This is a genomic window from Streptomyces sp. NPDC058375 (genome assembly GCF_042723425.1).
Classification (GTDB): Bacteria; Actinomycetota; Actinomycetes; order Streptomycetales; family Streptomycetaceae; genus Streptomyces; species Streptomyces durocortorensis.
On the sequence record NZ_JBHXJG010000042.1, the window covers coordinates 1 to 22521 of the forward strand.

Here is a 22521-nt window from a genome sequence, read left to right on the forward strand (position 1 = left end):
GTGTGGCTGCGGGCGACCGCCCGGAGCCCGCGGCGAAGGAGGCCGCACCGGAGGAGGCCGCTCCGGCGGTCACCCCGCGGGGCGGTGTCGCCGCGGGTGAGCGCGCGGCCGGCAGCGGCGACAACAGCACCGCGGTGCTGGCCGGTTCGGTGGCCGGGGCCGCGCTGCTGGCGGGCGCGGGCACGCTCGTGCTGCGCCGCCGCTCGGCGGCCGGCCACAACGGCTGACCCGCACCACGCACCACGCACCACCGATGACCGTGACGCCGCCCCGCACCGGGGCGGCGTCACACCCACGCTCCGCCCCGAGCTTCCCACCTCCGCCCCTCTCTCCCTCCCCGATTCCGGAGCCCTCTGTGCCGTCGCCGTCCCGTACGTCCCACCGCTTCCGGCGGACCGCCGCCCTGCTGAGTGCCATCGCGGCCTGCGTAGCCCTGGCCGGATGCTCGTCCGCCGAGCCCTCCACAGCCACCGCCGCCACGCCCTCCGCATCGGCGCGGGACGAGGCGGACTCGGCATCGACCGCGCCGCCCCGGACCGACGATCCGGAGCGGTCGGCTCCCACGGAGGTCACCATCCCTTCCATCGGCGTACGAAGCACCCTCATGGAGCTGGGCCTCAACGCGGACGGCACGGTCGAGGTCCCGCCCGCGGAGAAGGGCATGACGGCGGGCTGGTACCGCGGCGGGTCCGTGCCCGGCGCACCGGGGCCTGCCGTCCTGATCGGCCACAACGACACCCGTTTCGGCCGGGCCGTCTTCCACGATCTGAAGAACATCCGCAAGGGCGCCGAGGTGCTGGTCCGCGACGGGGCGGGGAAGACCCTGCGCTTCACGGTCACGGGCAAGGAAGCGGTCAGCAAGAAGGCGTTCCCCACCGAGAGGGTCTACGGCCCGACGAAGGACAGCACGCTGCGGCTCATCACCTGCGACGGGGAGTTCGACGCGGAGGGCCACCCGGTGGACAACCTGATCGTGTACGGCGCCCTCGCCTGAGCCGCGACGCACCGGAGTCGGCGGATCCGGATGGCAGCCGATCGGACAGACTCGTGCCACCCGATGTCTACCCGTGGGTAACTGCCGCTGCTTGGATGGGGGTCGCCCGGTACGCCCCCCACTCGACCACAGGAGACCTCGTGCCGAACACCGCGTTCCGCCGCCTTACCGGCGTAACCCTGTCCGCCGCGCTCGCCACCGTCACCCTCGCCGCGAACGCTCCGCAGGCAGCGGCTGCCGAGACCCCGTCGCTGCGGGTGCTTTCTTACAACGCGTTCCTTTTCAGCAAGACGCTTTACCCGAACTGGGGCCAGGACCACCGGGCGGCCGAGATCCCGAAGACGTCGTTCTTCCAGAGCAATGACGTCGTGGTGATCCAGGAGGCCTTCGACAACGGCGCCTCCGACGCGCTGCTGCGGAACGCCGCCGCCCAGTACCCGCACCAGACCCCGGTGGTCGGCCGGAGCAAGAGCGGCTGGGACGCGACGGGCGGCTCGTACTCGGCGACGACGCCGGAGGACGGCGGCGTCACCATCCTCAGCAAGTGGCCGATCGTGCGCAAGGAGCAGTTCGTCTTCAAGGACGCCTGCGGTGGCGACTGGTTCTCGAACAAGGGCTTCGCCTACGCGGTGCTGAACGTCAACGGCGCCCGGGTCCATGTCGTCGGCACCCACGCCCAGTCGACCGACCCGGGCTGCTCGGCCGGCGAGGCGGCACAGATGCGCAGCCGGCAGTTCAAGCAGATGGACGCGTTCCTCGACGCGAAGAACATCCCGGCCTCGGAACAGGTCGTCGTGGCAGGCGACTTCAACGTCGACGGGCACTCGGCGGAGTACGCGTCGTTCCTCGCCGACGCCGGCCTGACCACCCCGGACTCCCGGACGGGCCACACGTACTCCTTCGACACCCGCGACAACTCCATTGCCTCCGAGCGCTACCCCGACGACCCCCGCGAGGACCTGGACCACGTCCTGCACCGCACGGGCCACGCCAAGCCTTCGGGCTGGAAGAACGACGTGATCAAGGAGCAGAGCGCCCCGTGGACGGTGTCCAGCTGGGGCAAGAAGTACACGTACACCAACCTCTCCGACCACTACCCGGTGATCGGCTCCGGCCAGTAACCGACGGCCGGACGTCGCCGCCCTCTCCGCTTCCAGGCGGTGGGGGCGGTCCGGGATGCCGGGGCGGGACCGGACGAAGCACACCGAAGGAGTACCCGTGAGTGATCCGCAGCAGCCCTTCACCCTCACCCCGGGCGCCGCCGACTCCCCGGTCCTCCTCCACGTACCGCACGGATCCCGACACATCCCCCGACCCGTACGCGCGGGCATCACGTTGGGCGATGCCGCCCTGGAGCGCGAACTCGACCACATCACCGACGCCCACACCCCCGAACTGGCCGCCGCGGCAGCGGCGATCGCCCCCACCACCCCATGGCGCTTCGTCAACAACCTCTCCCGGCTGGTCGTCGACCCGGAACGTTTCCCGGACGAGCGGGAGGAGATGCTCGCCGTCGGCATGGGCGCCGTCTACACCCGCACCACCCACCGAGCCCCGCTCCGCCCGCCGGGAGGCGACCCCGCCCCTCTGCTGGACGCGTACTTCCACCCCTACGCCGAAGCGATCACGGCCGCGGTCGAGGCACGCATCGCCGCCACGGGCCGCGCGGTGATCATCGACGTCCACTCGTACCCGACCGCACCTCTCCCCTACGAACTCCACGGCACCGACCCGCGCCCACCCGTCTGCCTGGGCACCGACCCGTTCCACACCCCGCCGGGACTCCTCGCGGCGGCGGAACGGGCGTTCGGTGACCGCTTCGGCGATGACGGCATCGGGCACGACACCCCCTTCGCCGGTACGTACGTCCCCCTCCAGCACTACGGAACGGATCACCGGGTCACCGCGCTGATGATCGAGATCCGCCGCGACACGTACATGAGCGAGCCGGGCGGCCCTGCGGGACCGGGGCTCCACACGCTGGCGGGGGCGCTGGCGGGGCTGGTGGGGGCGCTCAGCCGACCTTCTTCGGCGGGGCCCCTCCCACCCGCATAGTCTCAGTCGGTCACGAGGCCGACGAAACCGCTCCACGCACCAGGGCTCACGGTTAGGGCAGGACCACCGAGCTGCTTCGAATCGCGCACGTGAACCTGCGTTTCAGAGGCCACCATCTCTACGCACTCGCCGCCATTGCCCGTGCTGTCGCTACTCTTCCGCCAGGCAACCTCCACGCATTCACCACCCTCACCACTGCTGTAGCTGCTCTTGAACCACGCCGACTCGGGCACAGTCTGCGGCTTCTTCCGACTCATCGCTTTTCTCCCAGGAGTCCCTCGACGAAGGCCAGAGATTCCGGCGGAGTCAGTGCCTGAGCCCGGAGCAGCCCGTACTGCTCGTAGAAATCCCTCACCACCGTGAGTTCGGTATGCAAACGGCTGTCCCTCTGGACCTCAACGTAGGCCATCCTTCGCCCGTCATGCTTCTCGATCAAGGTGAACGGTCCTGCGAGGCCACAGTGTTCCGGGCCGTCATTGGGCATGACCTGCAACTCGACGTTGCGCCGACGCGCATGAAGGGCGATCTGCTCCAGCTGGCCGTGCAACACTGACCAGCCCCCGATCGGCCTGCGCAAGGCAGACACCTCAATCACGAAGCTGAGTGTCGGCATTGGCTTGCGCTGGAAGATCTTCTGTCGAGCCATGCGGGCCACCACTCGCTGCTCCACCGTCTCATCGTCGAGGAGCGGACGTCGCATAGTGAACACGGCCCGCGCGTACTCCTCGGTCTGCAGCAGACCAGGCACCGCCAGAGCGGCGTAGACATGAAGTGTGGCCGCCACGGCCTCCAACCGAGCCGCATCCCGGAAGAACGCCGGATACTGCGCCCGCGCAACCTCATCCTTCAGCGCCAGCAGCAACCCCCCGGCGTCCAGCACCGGGTCCGCCTGGTCGATGAATCCGGGCTGCGGGATCCGCCGGCCCTGCTCGAAGGACGCCACCGACTGCGCCGCGTACCCCACCCGGTTGCCGAACTCCGTCCGGTCCAGCCCCGCCCGCAGCCGTAACAGCTTCAACTGCCGGCCGAACGCGACCATCACCCCCGACCCCGGCTCGTCCTCGGGCCGCCCCCCGGGCTCCGGGCCCGCCTCGCTCCCCGCCCCCGTACCCGCCTCGTCCTCCTGCGCCATCGTCGCCACCACCTGTCCCACGTACGTACACGCCGCGCACCGCCGCGTACAACCACCTCACGACGGCACGTCACCCCTGGTCACGCTACGCCACGAGTCGTCACCGTGGAGGCATGACCAGCAACCCGCCACCCCTCCCCGTACGCACTGCACGCCCCGCCCAACACCGTTTCACCTGGCACCACTTCACGATGCTTTTCAGCTCCACGCCACGCGGCACCCGTCTCGCCCGGTACCTGGCCGGCGAACGGCTCGACACCTGGGGCATCCCGTACGGGAGTGACTCCCACGACGGGTTGACGCTGATCGTGGCGGAGCTCAGCGCCAACGCTGTCAGCCACGGCCGCGTACCGGGACGCGACTTCCGCCTCCGGCTCTCCGCCGAGGACGCGACCGTACGCGTGGGGGTCACCGACACCCGTGGCGAACGCCTCCCTACGCTCACCGAACCCTCGGCCGCCGACCAGGAAGGCGGCCGAGGGCTGCTCCTCGTAGCCGCCCTGACCGATCAGTGGGGGTGGTTCCACCACCCTGACGGCCCCGGAAAGACCGTCTGGGCCTCCCTGGACGTACGACCGCTCTGACGACCCAGCACCGAACCGCCTTCCGGCGCCAAACCTTGCCCTGCCGACTTGGCAGGGCAAGTACTGCTTACGCCGGAACGGCTGCGGTTACGTCGGACTGGGCGCGGAACGGCGTGGTCTCGGGCAGAATTCGTCATGCACTGGGCGCCAACTTCAGGGGGCAGCATTGGGCTACGCGATGAGCCGGATGCCGGTGAGCGACTTTCTTCGTAGTCGATTCCGGTCCCTGGGTGACGGTGGATACGCCGGTCTCGTCTTCTTGTTGGCGCGTTCCGCCGACAACCCGGACCTACATGAAAGATTGTTCCGAGAATGGCCTGACACGCACGATGTCACACGACGGTATCTCGGAGTGATCACACCGGCTCCGTCCGCCATCGTCATCGACGACCGTCACTGGAGGCGGGCGGAGTTCGCCTCTGCCGTCGACGGCGTCGCCTGCCTCGGGGAGGAGCAGCGGCTCAACACACCGGGGGCGAATGCGGAATCAACGTTCCGGATGGATGTGCGGTCGGCAGAGGAACATATGACCCTCATGCCGGTTCTGACCCGCCCCCTGCGTGAACACCAGGACGCGCTCACCGCAGCGGCCACCGAGATGCGGAAGTTCTTCGGCGTCTCCGAGAAGCTCCTGCCCTGTGCCGTCATCGTCTCCCTGCAGGAGAAGAAGGCGTTCGCCCTGGCGCTGAACGACGTCCCCAGCCTGTATGTCCTGCTGAAACAGATCAAGATCGGGATGGAGCCGGTCACCACGGAGATCGACAAGCGGGACGCGGAACTGGCCCGGGCGAAGGAGGCCCGGCTGGCCCTCCGCTCCGACGGTGCCTTGGGCAACCTGCGCGGGAGGGCCGACAGGCTGTGCGCGAACTGGAACTGGCATGTGACACGCCTCGCCTCCGAACTGGTCAGCATTGCGGGTGAACGAAGCGACGAGGACGCCTCGCTCTGTCGCTGGATGGCGCGGCGTCTTGGTCAGAACACATCACTCACGGACGAGGAACAGAAGTCGGCGCGCACGCTCGTACGTCTGCTCAGTGGGGCCGGAATCCACGGACGTGTGCCGAGAAGGTTGCGACGCACCCTTGCCAAACTGAACACTGGATATCCCAACAGCGACGGCGTAATGGTCCGACGAGCAGCCCTGATCGAGGAAGAGCGCGCGATCGAAAGCAGAATCGGGCAACTGAAGGCGAAGATAGATGAACTCGGGCAGCGCCTGAGCTTGGGAGCGGCAATCGTCGATGCCGCACGGGAGTTCGGCCTGACGTCCGTCAGTCCCCAGGACATGCTGGCCTGGCGAGAGCTGACATGGCCCATCGAGGTGCTGGCGCAGCCCGAGCGGGCCCCATCGAGCTCGGACGCGAGTCCGACCTCCAGCACTGTGAAGAACGCCGTGGCCCACGCGGCAGCCCGGAGCATCATCCAAGCCGGCACCATCCATGGGGGCGTGCATATCCACGAACAGGCGGGCGGTTCGACTACTCCCCTTCCTGAAACCACAGGCCCTCTGAACAGCAATGCCAAGAAGGTGAACATCCCGCCCACCTCAGGCTCAACACCGGAGCCGGAGCTAGCACTGGAGCCGCCGCCGGAGCCAACCTCCGACGGGCTTCCCTAGCCAGCGAACTAACCGATCTGTCGTCTCCGTCAGCCTTGCCCAGGTCTCTCCGGGAGACGCCCTGTGGACACGGACGACTTCGCCACGGCCATCCACCGCACCCGTACCCGCATCGCGCTGGTGACCGTTCCGAGGAGTTGCGGGACATTCTGAACAAGCCGTTCGCCGCCTGGCGGGTGTTTCTCCACCCCTCCCAGCACCGGATCGCCTACCGGGCTTCGTACTCCGGCCCGCTCAGGTCACCGGTGGCCCGGGCACGGGAAAGACCGTCGTGGCGCTGCATCGCGTGCGGCATCTGCTGGGGCACCTGCGCGACGGCGACCGCATCCTGCTGACCACGTACACGAACGCGCTCGTGGCCGCGCTGCGCAGCGGGCTTGCCGCCCTGATGGAGGACGAGGCCCTGCGCGACCGGGTCGACATCATGACTGTCGACGCGTTCGCGGGACGTGTCGTGTCCACCTCGCGCCGCCCGCTGCGGGGCGGCGAGGAAGACACGCGGTGGGGGCAGGCTGCGCGGGCGACCGGATTCTCGGGAACGGGGCAGTTTCTGGCTCAGGAGTACAAGCACGTCGTCCTGGCACAGAATCTGCGCACCCAGGAGGAGTACGAGAACTGTGAGCGGCGGGGCCGCGGCAGCGCCCTGCCCACCGCCTCGCGCGCACTGGTGTGGCGCACGATCGAGGACTTCACCGGCCGGCTGACCGCCGACGGGCTGCGCACCTACCTCGGTACCTGTGCGGAGGCGGCGGATCTGCTGGAGTCCGGCGGCCCGCGCTATCGGCACGTCGTCGTGGACGAGGCGCAGGACCTTCACCCCGTGCAGTGGCGGTTGCTGCGGGCGGCCGCCCCGTCCCGCCCGGACGATCTGTTCATCGCGGGCGATCCTCACCAGCGGATCTACGACTCGAAGGTGTCGCTGAAGGCCGTCGGGGTGAGGGTCGCCGGGCGGTCGACGAAGATGCGCAAGAACTATCGCTCCACGCACGAGATCCTCAGTTGGTCGACGGCACTGCTGGTCGGGCGGCCCTTCGAACAGCTCGCCGATGACGCGCGGAACGAGACCCTGCTGGGTTACCGCTCATCCCTTCACGGCACACGGCCCGAGATGCTCGGAGCCGAATCGGAGGCGGCGGAACTGGACGGACTCGCGGAGCGGGTGCGCGGCTGGCTCGACAGCGGAATCCCCGCAGGCGAAATCGCGGGGTCAGCGCCCGGTTCAACAAGAACGGTGACAAGGCGGTGGAGCGGCTCAGGGAGGCCGGCATCCCTGCGACTCGTCTGCGGGGCGACACGGTCGCGGAGGCAGATGGCGTCCAGGTCTGCACCATGCATGCCTTCAAGGGGCTGGAGTTCCGGTGTGTCGCGGTCATCGGTGCGAGCGTCGGCGCCCTCCCGTTCCCCAAGGCGGTGACACCGGTCGAGGTCGACCGCCTTCAGCACGCCGCCGATCTGCTGGCGGAACGCTGTCTGCTCTTCGTGGCATGCACACGGGCTCGGGACGACTTGTACGTGTCGTGGACCGGAGAGCCCAGCGCCTTCCTGGTGGAAGCCGGGGTGTGAGCAGCGAAGGTCTCGCTTCACCATCCTGTGACCTCCCTGGTCCCCTCAATCCCCGATCTCCTGAGTCCCGTTGGCATCCGCATCCCCCGCAGTAACAGACCGTCTTCCGCTGCGCACCATGCGTAGTTAGGCTCCGTCTGACACGACCCGGGGGGAATATGTCAGAAGGGCTTTACGGTTGGCTGTTGGCCGCCGTAGCGGAGTTCGGCCGTCAGTCGAAGATCAAGTTGTCCGGTGGCGGCAGCGAGGAAGCCGCGATCCGTGGGCCTCTCGAGAATTTACTGCGGGCGGTCGGCGAGCGGCACAACCAGCACGAAGTCACGTGGCACGACGAGTACCGCATCGCGGACCTGGGTGTCCGTCCGGACTACGCCATCCGCGCAGGCGGTGACCTGACAGGCTATATCGAGCTCAAGAAGCCCGCGTTGTCGGTCGATCCGGACACCTTCAACAAGGCGAACCGCGAACAGTGGGAGAAGCTCCGGAATCTGCCCAACCTGCTCTACTCCAACGGCACGGAATGGCGTCTGTTCCGTGACGGGCGGCAACTCGGCGAGACCGTCCACTTCGTCGGCACCCTCCGGAATGCGGGAGACCGGCTGGCGCCCGTCGATCCGGCGGCGTTCGATGCCCTGTTGAAGCTGTTCCTCAACTGGAAGCCGCCCCGCATCTCCAACGTGTCCCGCTTGGTACAGCACCTGGCTCCACTGTGCAGACTTCTGCGCTCGGCCGTGCTGGAGCAGTTGTCAGCCGAGGCCCGGTCGTCGGCCCCCGACGACGACCTGCGAGCCCGGCCGTTCACCGGGCTCAAGAACGAGTGGCGGCGGCTGCTCTTCCCCTCCGCCGACAACGCCACCTTCGCCGACGGCTACGCCCAGGCGGTCACCTTCGCGTTGCTTCTCGCCCGCTCGGAGGACGTACCGCTGGAAGGGGTCGGGCTGCACGACGTCGGCCGCAGCCTCAACGCGGATCACGCGCTCATGGGCCGGGCACTCCAACTCCTCACCGACAACGTCAACGAGCGTTTCAGTGTGACGCTCGACCTCTTGCAACGGACGGTCGCCAAGGTGGACTGGCCCGCGATCAGGTCGGGAAACCGGGATGCCTATCTGCATCTCTACGAACGATTCCTCACCGTGTACGACCCGGAGTTGCGGCAGAAGAGCGGCTCGTACTACACGCCGCACGAGGTCGTGGAGGAAATGGTTCGCCTCACCGAGGACGTGCTGCTCAGCCGCCTCGGCCAACAGGCCGGGTTCGGTGAGCAGGAGGTGCACATCGTGGACCCGGCCATGGGCACGGGCACGTATCTGCACACCATCATCGACCGGGTGGCCGAGCAGGCCGCGAAGCGGTCCGGTCCCGCCATGGCCACGGACGCCATTTCGCGCCTCGCCTCGCGTCTCTACGGCTTCGAGCTGCAGATGGGGCCCTACGCCGTCGCCGAGCTGCGGACGTCGGACTTGCTGAAGCGCCACGGGGCAGCTCTGCCCGAGGACGGGCTCAGCCTCTTCGTCACCGACACCCTCGACAACCCCTTCGTCGAGGACGAATACCTGACCTACGACGCGTTGGCCGCATCCCGGCGCCGCGCCAACAGGATCAAGGCCGGCACGCCGGTCAACGTGGTGATCGGCAACCCGCCGTACGACGACAAGGCCGAGAACCGCGGCGGCTGGGTGGAAAAACGCAGCCACGGCCAGGATGCACCGCTGCTGGACGGGTTCCGGCTGCCAGGAAACGGCCGCTACGAGCACGTACTCAAGAACCTGTACGTCTACTTCTGGCGTTGGGCGACCTGGAAGGTGTTCGACGCACACCACAACGACCGCCACGGCGTGGTCTGCTTCATCACCCCGTCCGGGTGGACCACGGGCCCGGGCGGGCGGGGTATGCGCAGCTACCTGCGCCGCACATGCGACGAGGGCTGGATCATCAATCTCTCGCCCGAAGGTCACCGCGCCGACGTAGCCACCCGGGTCTTCCCCGGCGTCGCCCAGCCTCTCGCCATCTGCGTCTTCGTCCGCCGAGCCGGGGAGCCGACGGAGAAGGACGGCCGTCAGGCACGGGTCCACTATCGTGCCGTGGCGGGCAGTCGCGACGAGAAGTTCCGGCAGCTGCGCGACATCCGGTTGGACGATGCGGGGTGGAGGGACACACATGCCGAGAATGTCCTCCCGTTCACGCCTCTCACGTCATCGGGCTGGCAGGACTTCCCCTCCCTCAACGACCTGATTCCATGGGGCAGTCCCGGAATCAAGGCGAACCGTTCCTGGGTGTGCAGCCCCTCGGCGCAGACCCTCAGGCGCCGGTGGGCACGACTGGTGCGCGAGGCCGACCCGGCGGACAAGTCGGCGCTGTTCAAGGAGACTCGCGACCGCGACCTGACCAGCAGACGTGATCCACTGCCCGGATCACCCAACCGCCCCCGCACAGTCGGAAACGAGACCGACACCCGCCCCGAGCTGGCGCGTGTGTCCCTGCGCAGCTTCGACCGGCAGTGGGTGATCGCGGACAACCGTGTACTCGACCGCCCTCGGCCCGATCTCTGGGCAGCGGTCCAGCCCGATCAGCTCTTTTTCAACCAACGGACTGCGCACGAGATCGATTCCGGTCCGGCGGTCGTCGTCACCCACGTCGTACCGGACACCGACCACTTCAACGGCCGGGGCGGCCGGGTCATGCCGCTCCTGCATCCCGACGGCTCGCCCAATGTCCCTGCGGGCCTGTTGTCCCATCTCTCGCGCCGTACGGGCACGGGGCCGGTGAGCGCGGCGGACCTGGCCGCGTACATCGTGGCCGTCACCGCACACAGCGCCTTCACGGAACACTTCGCGGAGGAACTGCTCACGCCGGGCGTACGTCTGCCGCTGACCCGGGATCCGGAGCTGTGGCGCCGGGCGACCACACTCGGGGCAGAGATCCTCTGGGCCTCGACATACGGCGAACGGTGCGCCGACCCGGCAGCCGGCCGCCCTTTCGGCAATGTCCGCTTCCCGCTCGGGGATCCGCGGCAGGTGCGCTACGAGACGAACATCGGCCGCGACGTCCCGGACCGCATCCGGTACGAGGCGGAGGCACGGACGCTGTACCTGGGCAGTGGTTCGTTCACTCACGTGCCCGAGGCCGTCTGGGAGTACCACGTGGGCGGCATGAAGGTCGTGAACAAGTGGTTCGGGTACCGGAAGGCGAAACCGACCAGCAAGAGGACGAGCCCGTTGGACGATCTGCACGTGGAAAGCTGGCCGACCGAGTGGACGGAGGAGTTGCTCGACCTTCTCTCCGTGCTGCGTCGCCTCACCGACCTGGCCACGGCGCAGAGAGACCTTCTCGCCGAGATCCTGGCCGGGCCCCTCTCCACCCGTGACGAGTTGTCGGCGGCCGGTGTAGTGCTGGGGCGGGAGAGCGACCGGAAGCCACGTCATCACCCTGCCGGCACCCTCTTCGGTGACCCGAGCTCTTAGCCCAGCCGTGGCTCACGCGGTACGCGGGGGCTCCCGCATGGCGTCGGAGAACGACAGGGAGCCCTCAGCCAGGAGGCGTACATTCCGTGCGAACCGTGGCACGGACGGCTCATGGGCTGCCGCGAACCTGGCCACCTCGCTCAGCCGGAGCTCCAACGACTCCTGCAGGCGCCGGTAGTGGAGGGCGGCCCCGAGGTCGGTCGCCGTCAGCAGCTCGCCGCTGGGTCCGGCCAGTTTCATCCAGGTGAGGAGAGTGGCATCGGCCGGGAACAGCTGCGGGTCGAGGCCGCGGACGGCGGCGGCCGCCGAGCTGTCGGCACCGCGGGACGGATCGGTCAGGGGGGCGGAGACCAACTCGCCCAGGAGCTGCCACTGCGCAGCCGTGAGGTCCACGTGTGGCAGAGGGGCTGGAGAGTACATGCCGTCATGCCTAGCACATGGAGGCGCCGCGGCCGGCCGAAGCCGACCTCACGCAGAGCCCCCGTGCCGCCTTCGGGCCGAGGCGGGCGCCCGTCCTCGTACCGTCGCCGGGCGAGGCGATTGGGGCTTCCGCTCAGAAGAACACCCCGCACCGCAACAGGACGTTCGCGTACGGCCGTGCCTCCCCGGTCCGTACCACCACGCGGGCCGTCGCCGTCAGCGCCTTCAGGTCGTCGTGCGGAACCGACTCCAGCCAGGGGAAGTGGCCGTCCAGGAGGGCCGCGGCCGCCGGGTTGGCGTCGCGGATCTCCTCGGCGGCCGTCGCACCCTCGACGACCAGCTCGTCGAGCAGGCCGTCCAGTACCTCGGCGAACGACGGGGTGCCTGCGCGGAAGGCCAGGTCGATCACGCGGGGGCCGGGTGGGATCGGCATGCCGGCGTCGCAGACCAGGACGGTGTCGCCGTGGCCGAGTTCGGCGATCGCGCCTGCCAGGTGGCGGTTGAGGATGCCGGACTTCTTCACAGCGCGTCGACCTCCTCCAGCGTCGGGAAGGATTCCTGCGCGCCTCGTGCCGTGACCGCCGCCGCGCCCACCCTGACCGCGAAGGCCGCCGCCTCCCGGAGGTCGTCGCCCCGGCCCAGTCGCCAGGCCAGGGCCGCCGTGAACGCGTCCCCCGCACCGGTGGTGTCCACGGCCTCGACCTTCGGGCTGACCAGGTGGTCCAGGGAATCCGTACGACTGTCCGCCACCAGGGCCCCGGCGGCGCCCAGCGTGATGACGACCGAGCTCGGGCCCAGCGCGAGCAGCGCCGGCGCCCAGTCGTGCGGGGTCTCCCCCGCGTCCTCGCCCAGGACGTACCGCGCCTCGTGCTCGTTGACCACCAGCGGATCGCAGGCGGCGAGCACCTCCTCGGGGAGCGGGGCGGGCGGCGACGGGTTGAGGACGAGCCGGGTGTCCGGCCCCCGGCCGCGTACCGTCTCGGCCACCGTGTCCAGCGGGATCTCCAGCTGTACGGAGATGACCCGGGCGGCTGCCAGCAGCGGGGCCGCCGACCGGACGTCCTCGGGCGTGAGGCGTCCGTTGGCCCCCGGCGAGACCACGATGCTGTTGTCGCCCGAGGGGTCGACGGTGATCAGCGCGACACCGGTGGGGGCCCCGCCGACCAGGACGCCGTCCGTGTCCACGCCCGCCGCGCGCTGGGTCTCCAGCAGGAGGCGTCCGTGGTCGTCGTCGCCGACCCGGGCGAGCAGGGCCGTCCTGGCGCCGAGGCGGGCGGCGGCCAGGGACTGGTTGGCGCCCTTGCCGCCGGGGTGGACGGCCAGGTCGGAGCCGAGGACCGTCTCGCCGGGGGCGGGGCGGCGCTCGACGCCGATCACCAGGTCGGCGTTGGCGGACCCGACGACCAGCAGGTCGTACCGGTCGTCGGGGGCGTTGTCGTGCATGGGCGTGCTTCCTGCTTTCGTCGGTCGGAGGTCAACAGGCCGGTTGGTGGGCCGGGGTCAGGAGAAGTCGGCGACATTCTCCCGGGTGACCACCTTGACCGGCACCTTCACCGTGCTCTCGACCTTCTCGTCCTTGGCCGCCTTGACCGCGTTCTGAACCGCGATCTTCCCGAGTTCCGCGGGCTGTTGGGCCACCGACGCGTAGAGCGTGCCGGCCTCGACCGCTTTCAGGCCGTCCGGAGTGCCGTCGAAGCCGACGACCGAGACGGACTTCCCGGCCTTGCTGCCGAGCGCCTTGGCCGCGCCGAGCGCCATCTCGTCGTTCTCGGCGAAGACGCCGGTGACGCCGGGGTGCGACTGGATGAGGTTCGTCATGACGTCCAGGCCCTTGGTGCGGTCGAAGTCCGCGGGCTGCTTGGCGACCACCTTGATGTCCGGGTACGCCTTGAGGCCCTCGGCGAAGCCGGCTCCGCGCTCACGGCTGGCAGAGGTGCCCGCCGTGCCCTGGAGGATGACGATGCTGCCTTTGCCGCCGAGCTTGTCGGCCAGCGCATCGGCGGCGAGCTTGCCGCCCGCCACGTTGTCGGAGGCGACGAGGGTTGCTGTGTCGGCCTTGTTGACGCCCCGGTCGGCGGCGATCACGGGGATGTCCGCCTTGTTGGCGCTGCGGACGCCCGGCCCGACGGCGTCGGAGTCCACCGGGTTGACGATGATCGATGAGACTCCCGAACTGGTGAAGTTCTGAAGCTGGTTGGCCTGCTGGGAGGCGTCGTTCTGGGCGTCGGTGACGGTGAGGTCGATACCCGCCTTCTCCGCTTCCGCCTGCGCGCCTTCCTTCATCTGCACGAAGAAGGGGTTGTTGAGCGTGGAGAGGGACATGCCGACCTTCGTCGTGCCGCCGGACGAACCGGAGTTGAAGAAGGAGACCGCTCCGACGACGACGGCCACGGCGAGCGCCGCCCCGGCGAACTTCAGCGCTCCCTTGCGCCCGGAACCCGGTGCGCCGGGTGCCGTCCCCGCGGAGGAGGCCGCGCCCGAACCGGCCTTGCGGCGCAGCGTGTCGAGCAGGACGGCAAGGGCGATGACGACGCCGATGACGACCTGCTGCCAGAACGCCGACACGGAGAGGAGGTTGAGGCCGTTGCGGAGGACGGCGAGGATGAGCGCGCCGATCAGGGTGCCGGACGCCTTGCCGACGCCGCCGGCCAGGCTCGCCCCGCCGATGACGACGGCGGCGATGGCGTCGAGTTCGTACCCCTGCGCGGCCTGCGGCTGGGCGGAGACGAGGCGCGAGGCCAGGACGATGCCCGCGACGGCGGCGAAGAGGCCCGACAGGGCGTAGATGACGATCTTCTGGCGCTTGACGCGGAGTCCGGAGAGCCGGGCCGCTTCCTCGTTGCCGCCGATGGCGTACATCGAGCGGCCGATGAAGGTGCGGCCGAGGATCAGTGCGGTGATCAGGCCCATCGCGATCATCACGAGGACGGGTACGGGGAGCCAGCCGCCGAGCGTGTCACCGAGCCGTGAGACGGAGTCGGGGAAGGCGATCGGGCTGCCCTGCGAGATGACGAGGGAGAGGCCGCGGGCGATGGAGAGCATCGCCAACGTCGCGATGAACGGTGGGAGTTTCCCATACGAGACGAGGGCGCCGTTCACGAAGCCGCAGGCGATACCCGTGACGATCGCGAGCACGACGGCCAGGACGACTGGCACACCCGCCGACGTTGCGGACCAGGCGAGGACCGTCGCGGACAGGGCGGCCACCGAGCCGACGGACAGGTCGATGCCCGCCGAGACGATGACGAAGGTGACGCCGAACGCGAGGATCGCGGTGACGGCCGCCTGGACGCCGACGTTGAGCAGGTTCTGGGTGGTGAGGAAGTCGCCGGAGAGCAGCGACATCGCCACCACCAGGACGACCAGGGCGCTCAGGGCTCCGTTGTCGAGCAGGACGCGGCGTATCACGGAGGTGCCCCCTGCGCCCGTGTCACTCTTGAGTGTCTCAGTGGCCACGGGGGCCCTCCTCTTCGTTCTTCGGTGCGGGGTGTTCGTCGGGAGCGGAGGTGGAGACCGCGAGGGCCATCACCGCGTCCTGGGTGGCTTCTGCGGCGGGGAGTTCCCCGGCGATCCGTCCCTGGGCCATGACGAGGACGCGGTCGCTCATGCCGAGCACCTCGGGCAGATCGCTGGAGATCATCAGGACGGCATGGCCGGAGGCGGTCAGTTCGTTGATGAGCTGGTAGATCTCGACCTTGGCGCCGACGTCGATGCCCCGGGTGGGCTCGTCGAGGATGAGGACCCGGGTATCGGCCAGCAGCCATTTGCCGATGACGACCTTCTGCTGGTTGCCGCCGGACAGCGTGCGCACGTGCTGGCCGATGCCGGACATGCGGACGCCGAGCTGCTTCGCGATGCGGGCGGCGGCGGTGCGCTGGCCCTTGAGGTCGACGAGACCGGAGCGGGTGGCGGACCGCAGGGTGACCAGGCCCAGGTTCTCCTGCACGGAGGCGTCGAGCACGAGCCCCTGGCCCTTGCGGTCCTCCGGTACGAGGCCTATCCCGGCGCCCATCGCGGCAGGGACGTCGTGCCGGGCGAGGCGTTCGCCGCGTACGTCGACGGTGCCGGTGTCGTACGGGTCGGCGCCGAAGATCGCGCGTGCCACCTCCGTACGCCCTGCCCCGACGAGTCCGGCGAGGCCCACGACCTCGCCGGCGTGTACGTCGAAGCTGATGTCGTGGAAAACGCCGTTACGGGTCAGCCCGCGCACCGACAACAACGCATCGCCTGCGTCGGGGCGTTCGCGCGGGTACTGCTGCTCGATGCTGCGGCCGACCATGAGCTGGACGAGTTCGTCCTCGGGCGTGGAGGCCGGGACCTGGTCGATGCTGCGGCCGTCACGGAGGACGGTGACGCGGTCGCCGAGCGCCGCGATCTCCTCCAGGTGGTGGGTGATGAAGACGATCCCGACGCCGTCCTCCCGCAGTTGGCGCACGATCGCGAAGAGTTTGTCGACCTCCTCGGAGGTGAGCACGGCGGTCGGCTCATCCATGATCAGGACGCGGGCCTCCAGGCTGAGCGCCTTGGCGATCTCCACCATCTGGAGCCGGGCGATGCCCAGTTCACGCACCTTGGCGTCGGGGCGTACGTCGACACCGACGCGGCGCAGCAGCTCTGCCGCGTCCTGGCGCATCCGACGGTGGTCGACCAGCCCGTAGCGGCGTGGCTGCCGGCCGAGATAGATGTTCTCGGCCACTGTCAGATCCGGGACGAGGTTGAACTCCTGGTAGATGGTGGCGATTCCGAGCCGTTCGGCGTCCTGCGCGCCGTCGATGCGGACCTCGCGGCCCTCGGCCAGGATGCGGCCGTGGTCGGGGCGGTAGGCGCCGGAGAGCATCTTGATGAGGGTGCTCTTGCCCGCGCCGTTCTCGCCCAGCAGGACGTGGACCTCGCCTCTGCGGAGGTCGAAGTCGACGTTGTCGAGTGCCACCACGCCGGGGAAGGTCTTGCGCAGACCCTCGATGCGCAGCAACTCGTCGGGCGCGGTGGTCGGTTGCTCCTCCGGTGCGGTCACCGGTCGCTCCTCTGGTTGGTTGCGGCCCCGCCGCACGAGCGGCGCACGACGAGGCGGGCGGGCAGGGTGACGGACTGCGGGGTCCGTCCTTCGATCCGGTCGGCCAGCGCGCGCACGGCGGCCCGCGCGAGGTCGGCGGTCGGCTGGGCGATGGCGGTGATCGGCGGGTCGGTGTGGACGAACCACGGGATGTCGTCGAAGGCGGCGAGCGCGATGTCGTCGGGAACCCGCAGCCCCCGCGCCCGGATCGCGTCGAGCGCGCCGAGGGCCATCAGGTTGTCGGCGGCGAACACGACTTCGGGCGGCTCGGGGAGGGCCAGGAACCGTTCGGTGGCGCGGCGTCCGCTGGCGGCCTGGAAGTCGCCCTGCCCGATGTAGGCGTCGGGCAGGGCGAGCCCGAGCTCCCGCAGGGCATCCCGGAACGCCTCGACGCGTTCGTTGCCGGTGGTGGTGGCTGCGGGCCCGGCGATGATGGCGAGCCTGCGGTGACCGAGCCGGTGCAGATGCGCGACGAGGTCCTTGACCGCGCCCGTACCGTCGGCCCGGACGACGGGCACGTCGATGCCGGGGATCCAGCGGTCGGCGAAGACCATCGGCGTACCGCTCAGGGCGACCTCCCGCAGCAACGGTGAGCCGCCGTCGGCGGGCGAGACGAGGAGCCCGTCGATCCTGCGGTCGATGAGCGTGCGGATGTGGTGGTCCTGGAGCTCGGGCCGCTCGTCGGCGTTGCCGATGATGACGCTGTAGCCGAGCGCGCGGGCCTCCTCCTCGACGAAGCGGGCCAGCTCGGTGAAGTACGGGTTGAGCACGTCGCTGATGACCAGGCCGAGGGTCCGGGTCTGCGCGGTGCGCAACGAGCGGGCCACCGCGTTGGGCCGGTAGCCGAGCGCCTCGACGGCGGCGAGGACACGGGAACGGGCCTCTTCGCTGACGGACGGGTGGCTGTTCAGCACGCGCGAGACCGTAGCGACGGACACACCCGCCTCGGCCGCGACATCCTTGATGCCCGCCATGTCCGGACCACCTCCTTGTGGTTTCGGTACACCTCGAAACCTGGGGGCGGAACGGTGGCGGACCGGTTCACGACGCCATGGAATCGATTACACAGATGATTGGAATCGATTACATGGCCGAAAGCAAGACCCCCTCCCACGTCCGAGACCGGATCGTGACGGGAGGGGGAAGCGTGGAGAGGGAAGGGCGGAGGGGGGAAGGGTGGAAGGGTGGAAGGAGGGGAGGGGGGCGACCGGGTGGGGCGGTCAGTCGTTCTCGTTCACCCGGTGCCCTCGTCCCGTTCGCCTCGTTGCTGTGCGTCACGGTCTCCGCGCCCGGTGTCCCCGAGGTCGAGGTGTTCCGCGGACCGCCGTTCTTCGTCAGTCCACTTCCGGGTGTCGCGCGGCTCCACGTACGGTTCCTCGTCTGCGGACCGGCCGCTGATGACCGCTCGTTCCCGTGCCATCTCCGCGTCGAACTCGAGTCCCAGCAGGATCGCCAGGTTCGTGATCCACAGCCAGACCAGAAAGATGATGACGCCGGCCAGGGCCCCGTACGTCTTGTTGTACGAGCCGAAGTTGGCCACGTAGACGGCGAAGGCGGCCGAGGCGGCGAGCCAGATCAGCAGGGCCAGGAGACTGCCCAGCGAAATGAACTTGAAGCCGCGGCCCTTGGCATTCGGTGCTGCCCAATACAGGAGCGCCAGCATGATGGCCACCAGCACCACGAGGACGGGCCACTTGGCGATGGACCACACGGTCATGGCGGTGTCGCCCACGCCCAGCGCCGTGCCGACCTGCCGGGCAATGCCTCCGGAGAGCACGACGATCAGAGCACTGACGCAGGCGAGGATCATCAGCACCAGGGTCAGGCCGACGCGCACCGGGAGCACTTTCCAGGCCGGGCGGCCCTCCGGCATGTCGTAGACGACGTTGGAGGCGCGGATAAAGGCGGCGATGTACCCGGAAGCCGACCACAGGGCGCCCAGCAGGCCGACGACAGCCAGCACGGAACTCGTCCCCCCGCTGGACTGCAGCTGCGTCACCGCGTTGGTGATCACGTCACGGGACGAACCCGGCGCGAGCTTCTGGATGTTGTCCAGGACCTTCTGCGTGGCGGAGTCGCCCGCGATGCCCAACAGCGCGACCAGAACCAACAGGGCGGGAAACAGGGCCAGGATGGCGTAGTAGGTCAGACCAGCAGCTTTGTCGGCCAGTTCGTCCCGCTTGAACTCCTTGACTGTGCGCTTCAGCACATTCTTCCAGGACCGCTTGCCGACCTGGGTCGGTGAGCTGGGAGGCTTGCCGGACTGATTCATGGGCGTCTCCCACAGGTTCGAAGGAACGTTGCGACGAGCCCGCCGTACGCGACACGCACGGTACGGCCGACGGCAGACGGCCGGGTCTCCTGATGGACGCGCGACCGCCGCGAGCGAGGGGCGCCCTCCGTGGGCGGCCCCTCGCCTTCTGATGGGCGGGGAAATGAGCCGCCCCTTACGGGCGACCTGTCTGGTCGCGTGCTTCCCGTGCGGCGTCCTGACCGACCTCGCGCAGGCCGGCGGCGGCCTCCTGTCCAGATTCCTGAGCCTGCTGCTTGGTGGCTTCGGCGGCCTCCTGTGCCGTGCCCTTCACCGATTCCACGGCGTCCATGGCCGGCTGGCGCATCCCTTCCTTGAGATCCTGCGCCGCGTCCTGCGCTGCCTGCTTGGCCGGCCCGAGCAGTTCGTCGGAGTGCTCGCGGAGCTGGGAACCGACCCGTTCCTCCGCATCCGAGGGCGGGAGGAGGGCGGCGGCGAGCATGCCGGCGCCGAACGCGATGACCCCTGCCGCGAGGGGACTGCCCTGGGTCTGCCTGGTCATCTGCCCCGGGGCCTCACGCACGGACTGACCGACCTGACCGGCCGCGTGCCGGACGGTGTCCTGCGCCTCTCCGGCACGCTCCGCGAGGTCATGCGCCTTCTGTCCGGACTGCGCCCCCGGAGTGCGGTCGGCCGTGCCCATCACACGCTCCTTGAGACCGGTCAGCCGATGCTGAGCTGCATCAGCCTTGCGCCGGGCTATCTTCCCCGGTGTCGCCTTGTCCGCGAGGCGGTCGACATTGCGCGCCAGCCGCGCCCGGGTGTCGTCCACCTCGGCCTTCAGTTCGTCCGGTTCCGTGCCCATTGGGCATCCTCCTTCAGTGTTTCCGCAGTCCGTTCGGGCTTGACCTGTACCGCGCGCATCTGTTTGCGTCCGGACACGAAGAGGGCGGCGCCCACCAGCGCCCAGACGGCCGTCACGATGAGCGCGGCCCAGGCGAGGTCGACGAGGTGCGCCAGCCCGAAGATCGCGGCCAGGCTGCCCAGCAACAGCACCAGATGCCCGGCGTATCCGGAACCGGCGAGCATCCCGGCGGCCTTGCTCGCCCTGGTCGCCTCTTGCTTGATCTCGGCTTTCGCCAGTTCGATCTCGCTGCGGACGAGTCGGGTGAGGTCGTCACTGATCTCGCCGACAAGCTCTCCGATGGACGGATCCGCCGCCGGGGCCCTGGTGGCGCCGGACGGGCCGGAGTCATGCTGGTCGGTGGCGTTCTGCGAAGAGGAAATGGCCACGACTCAGCTCCCTTACGGCTGTTGCGGGTCGGGGTTCGGATACGGGTCCGTGACCGGCAGCGGCCCGGGTGGGGCGATCGAGCCGCCGTAGGACGGCGTCGGCGACGGGACGCCCGTGTCTGCGGGCTCCCTCGAACCGTCCGGTGGTCCGTCCGTCGTCGTACCGGGCCGACCCCTCTGGGCGGTGCCCGACGCCGAGCCGGCCGGACTGTCGACCTCTGTGGGCGAAGTCGTTCCCTCGCCTGCGGACTTGACGCCCTTGCCCAGACGAGCCGTCACGAAACCGGCGAGCGCGGCTCCCGCCAGGAAGGCACCGGGACGCCGGCGCGCGAAGGCCTGGATGTCGCTGACGAGTCCTTGCGGACCCCCGCTCTCCAGCCTTTCCGCCACGTCGCGGCCGCGATCGGCTATCTGACGCACCGCGTTCGTGGCCGGTGAATTCTCCTTGCCGCTTTCTCCCATGTCGCTCAGTTCGTCCGCCAGTCGACGGACGCTCTGCGCCAGGCTCTGCGTCTGGGTCCGCGCCTGGTCCTGCAGTTGATCACGCAGCTCGCCCACGACATCCTGGGCCCGCGCCGCGGCTTCTCCCGCCACGTCGCCCGCGTGTTCCTTGGCGGTGCCGGTGACGTCGGTCGCCTTCTCACTCACCAGCCCGACGCCCTCACCGGCTTTGTCCTGTGCCGTCTGCTTCACAGCCGCCGCCGTGTCATCGCTCGGACCGTTCGCACCGTTGAAGTCGCTCAACGTTCCTCCTCGGTCGCCGTGTGCCGGAAGGTGCGTTCCTGTCCCTTTTCGGGTGCACCACCTTCCATCATGACGTCCGATGCGGAACGCGCCATATGGCCAGATTTGGTCGCTGAGAGCTGCGGCGAACTGATCTCGTCTTCAATCGTCGCGAAACCTGGCCCCAGGGCGGCACTGGCGGGACGGGACGCGTAACAGGCGCTGGGCACCCGTGCCGTCCGAGCACCTTCGAAGGCCTGGGGCACGGCGGTCACGGATAGTCCAGGCAGACACCGCCATTGGAGTGAGCGAGCCGCCGCCGCGGGCAGACGCACCCGGCGCGGGCGGCCCCGATAAAGCAGAAATTCCCAGGTCAACCGGGGTCTTCGACGGCAGCCGGTACTGGCCGGTGGTCACAACCCACCCTGTCCGCCGACCTGGCGGCGAGGAATCCGGGCACCACGATCTTCCACTGCACGGAGAACTGCCGCGGGACGCCCAGGAGAGCACCGTCCCGCGGCAGCCGTACCTCACGGGCCTTCAATGGTGCCAAGGCCAACGGCGTTCAGGGGCGCACGGTGCACAGGGCGAGAAGGCAGAGGTTGAATCCCTGGGTGTTGCTGGGGCCCGTGTGGCCGCCGGGGCCGGATTCGCCGACCGTGCACCGCGCCAGCAGGCAGAGATTCCCGCCCTGTATTCCCCGGTAGAAGCCCGGTGAACCGGTGGCGGGTGCGGCCTCGCGAGCAGCATGTGCCTGGCGAGGCGCCACCTCGGAAGGGGAGGCGGCCGAGGCGGCGGGGGCGGCCGCCAGCAGCACGGTGCCGACGAGGGCTCCGACGAGCGGCCACCGCAGAGCGGGAAGGGGGATCTGCATGGGGTTCTCCAGTTCACTACCGGTTCGCTACCGGGACGCGGGAACGCGACGCCCGAACAAATGCCCGGACACCACTTCTTCGGTGCGGTGCCTTCTCCGGATGGGTGCCTGGCGCAAAACCGCCCGGCGATTGGCTGATACACGCCAGCGAACTGCAAAAAAGGCGTCCGCTCACGTGTCCTGCGTCACACGAGCAATCCGAGGGTGAAGTGACTCCGAATGACTGGTGTGAAGGCCCTGTTGGGGCGAAGCCGGCGCAATGGAGGCTGTCAGCATGCCATGACCCTCAGAAGTGGATGCTTCGCGATCGTGATGCGCGCATACCCGTCTCGTCCCGGGCCGTCCCGCCAAGCCATCCGCCGTCGCTCCCCGAGGCGCGCCGCCGGTCCCCAGGGCCGGCAGTCCTCGCAATCGGCCCTCGCCCGTCCTGCTCCGCCCTGCTGCGCATGCGCGCTCTGGCCGATGCCATCGCAGGTCTCCCCCACCGAGGTGAATAC

The 22521-nt window shown here is 69.2% G+C and carries 19 protein-coding genes and 2 pseudogenes; 8 read left to right on the forward strand and 13 right to left on the reverse strand.

Annotated elements, in window-relative coordinates; all coding sequences use genetic code 11:
• The 4 genes and pseudogenes from ACFWM7_RS10130 to ACFWM7_RS10145 all read left to right on the forward strand — a co-directional run.
• A pseudogene (locus tag ACFWM7_RS10130) lies at positions 1-227 on the forward strand (hypothetical protein); the annotation flags it as partial.
• A gap of 128 nt (positions 228-355) precedes the next feature.
• Positions 356-994: a class F sortase gene (locus ACFWM7_RS10135; RefSeq protein ID WP_383257511.1), complete on the forward strand. Its 639-nt coding sequence runs from the start codon at positions 356-358 to the stop codon at positions 992-994.
• Positions 995-1134: 140 nt separating this feature from the next.
• The gene (gene sph, locus ACFWM7_RS10140; RefSeq protein WP_383257517.1) at positions 1135-2115 is read left to right on the forward strand and encodes a sphingomyelin phosphodiesterase; all 981 of its coding nucleotides are present in this window, start codon (positions 1135-1137) and stop codon (positions 2113-2115) included.
• 97 nt (positions 2116-2212) lie between these two features.
• A complete protein-coding gene (locus ACFWM7_RS10145; RefSeq protein WP_383257521.1) occupies positions 2213-3049 on the forward strand; it encodes an N-formylglutamate amidohydrolase in 837 nt (278 codons plus the stop codon).
• A 2-nt stretch (positions 3050-3051) separates the two neighbouring features.
• Here ACFWM7_RS10145 and ACFWM7_RS10150 read toward each other — a convergent pair whose 3' ends face one another.
• Together ACFWM7_RS10150 and ACFWM7_RS10155 are read right to left on the reverse strand one after the other, a co-directional pair.
• Positions 3052-3306, reverse strand: coding sequence for a DUF397 domain-containing protein (locus ACFWM7_RS10150; RefSeq protein WP_383257525.1), 255 nt, complete (start codon positions 3304-3306; stop codon positions 3052-3054).
• Positions 3303-4181 carry a helix-turn-helix domain-containing protein gene (locus ACFWM7_RS10155; protein WP_383257527.1) on the reverse strand — a complete coding sequence of 293 codons (879 nt, stop codon included), beginning with the start codon at positions 4179-4181 and terminating at the stop codon, positions 3303-3305. The genes ACFWM7_RS10150 and ACFWM7_RS10155 overlap by 4 nt, the downstream gene beginning before the upstream one ends.
• Before the next feature lie 113 nt (positions 4182-4294).
• Between ACFWM7_RS10155 and ACFWM7_RS10160 the strand changes: the two genes are divergently transcribed.
• The 4 genes and pseudogenes from ACFWM7_RS10160 (at position 4295) to ACFWM7_RS10175 (ending at position 11410) form a co-directional block, all read left to right on the forward strand.
• Positions 4295-4765, forward strand: a complete 471-nt coding sequence (locus ACFWM7_RS10160; protein WP_383257530.1) for an ATP-binding protein — start codon at positions 4295-4297, stop codon at positions 4763-4765.
• A 352-nt stretch (positions 4766-5117) separates the two neighbouring features.
• A complete protein-coding gene (locus tag ACFWM7_RS10165) occupies positions 5118-6383 on the forward strand; it encodes a hypothetical protein (RefSeq protein WP_383257532.1) in 1266 nt (421 codons plus the stop codon).
• A gap of 13 nt (positions 6384-6396) precedes the next feature.
• Positions 6397-7946: pseudogene (locus ACFWM7_RS10170) on the forward strand (UvrD-helicase domain-containing protein); the annotation flags it as partial.
• 185 nt (positions 7947-8131) lie between these two features.
• Positions 8132-11410, forward strand: a complete 3279-nt coding sequence (locus ACFWM7_RS10175; RefSeq protein WP_383257535.1) for a type ISP restriction/modification enzyme — start codon at positions 8132-8134, stop codon at positions 11408-11410.
• A gap of 12 nt (positions 11411-11422) precedes the next feature.
• Here ACFWM7_RS10175 and ACFWM7_RS10180 read toward each other — a convergent pair whose 3' ends face one another.
• The 11 genes from ACFWM7_RS10180 to ACFWM7_RS10230 form a co-directional block, all read right to left on the reverse strand.
• Complete coding sequence (locus tag ACFWM7_RS10180) at positions 11423-11803, reverse strand: hypothetical protein (protein WP_383257537.1); 381 nt, start codon at positions 11801-11803, stop codon at positions 11423-11425.
• A 160-nt stretch (positions 11804-11963) separates the two neighbouring features.
• Positions 11964-12353, reverse strand: a complete 390-nt coding sequence (gene rbsD, locus ACFWM7_RS10185; protein ID WP_383257539.1) for a D-ribose pyranase — start codon at positions 12351-12353, stop codon at positions 11964-11966.
• The gene (locus ACFWM7_RS10190) at positions 12350-13273 is read right to left on the reverse strand and encodes a ribokinase (RefSeq protein WP_383257541.1); all 924 of its coding nucleotides are present in this window, start codon (positions 13271-13273) and stop codon (positions 12350-12352) included. Before ACFWM7_RS10190 ends, rbsD begins: the two co-directional genes overlap by 4 nt.
• Positions 13274-13330: 57 nt before the next feature.
• On the reverse strand, positions 13331-15286 hold the full coding sequence (locus ACFWM7_RS10195; protein WP_383257544.1) for a substrate-binding domain-containing protein: 1956 nt from the start codon (positions 15284-15286) through the stop codon (positions 13331-13333).
• A complete protein-coding gene (locus tag ACFWM7_RS10200; RefSeq protein WP_383257547.1) occupies positions 15276-16844 on the reverse strand; it encodes a sugar ABC transporter ATP-binding protein in 1569 nt (522 codons plus the stop codon). The genes ACFWM7_RS10195 and ACFWM7_RS10200 overlap by 11 nt, the downstream gene beginning before the upstream one ends.
• A complete protein-coding gene (locus ACFWM7_RS10205; protein ID WP_383257550.1) occupies positions 16841-17857 on the reverse strand; it encodes a LacI family DNA-binding transcriptional regulator in 1017 nt (338 codons plus the stop codon). Before ACFWM7_RS10205 ends, ACFWM7_RS10200 begins: the two co-directional genes overlap by 4 nt.
• 260 nt (positions 17858-18117) lie before the next feature.
• Complete coding sequence (locus ACFWM7_RS10210; protein WP_383257553.1) at positions 18118-19155, reverse strand: YihY/virulence factor BrkB family protein; 1038 nt, start codon at positions 19153-19155, stop codon at positions 18118-18120.
• 175 nt (positions 19156-19330) lie between these two features.
• Positions 19331-19999 (reverse strand): DUF3618 domain-containing protein, encoded by a 669-nt coding sequence (locus ACFWM7_RS10215; RefSeq protein WP_383257556.1) that lies wholly within the window; start codon positions 19997-19999, stop codon positions 19331-19333.
• Positions 19975-20427 (reverse strand): phage holin family protein, encoded by a 453-nt coding sequence (locus tag ACFWM7_RS10220; protein ID WP_383257558.1) that lies wholly within the window; start codon positions 20425-20427, stop codon positions 19975-19977. The genes ACFWM7_RS10215 and ACFWM7_RS10220 overlap by 25 nt, the downstream gene beginning before the upstream one ends.
• A gap of 12 nt (positions 20428-20439) precedes the next feature.
• Positions 20440-21171, reverse strand: a complete 732-nt coding sequence (locus ACFWM7_RS10225) for a hypothetical protein (protein WP_383257561.1) — start codon at positions 21169-21171, stop codon at positions 20440-20442.
• 544 nt (positions 21172-21715) lie between these two features.
• A complete protein-coding gene (locus ACFWM7_RS10230; RefSeq protein WP_383257563.1) occupies positions 21716-22024 on the reverse strand; it encodes a hypothetical protein in 309 nt (102 codons plus the stop codon).
• Positions 22025-22521: the final 497 nt, after the last annotated feature.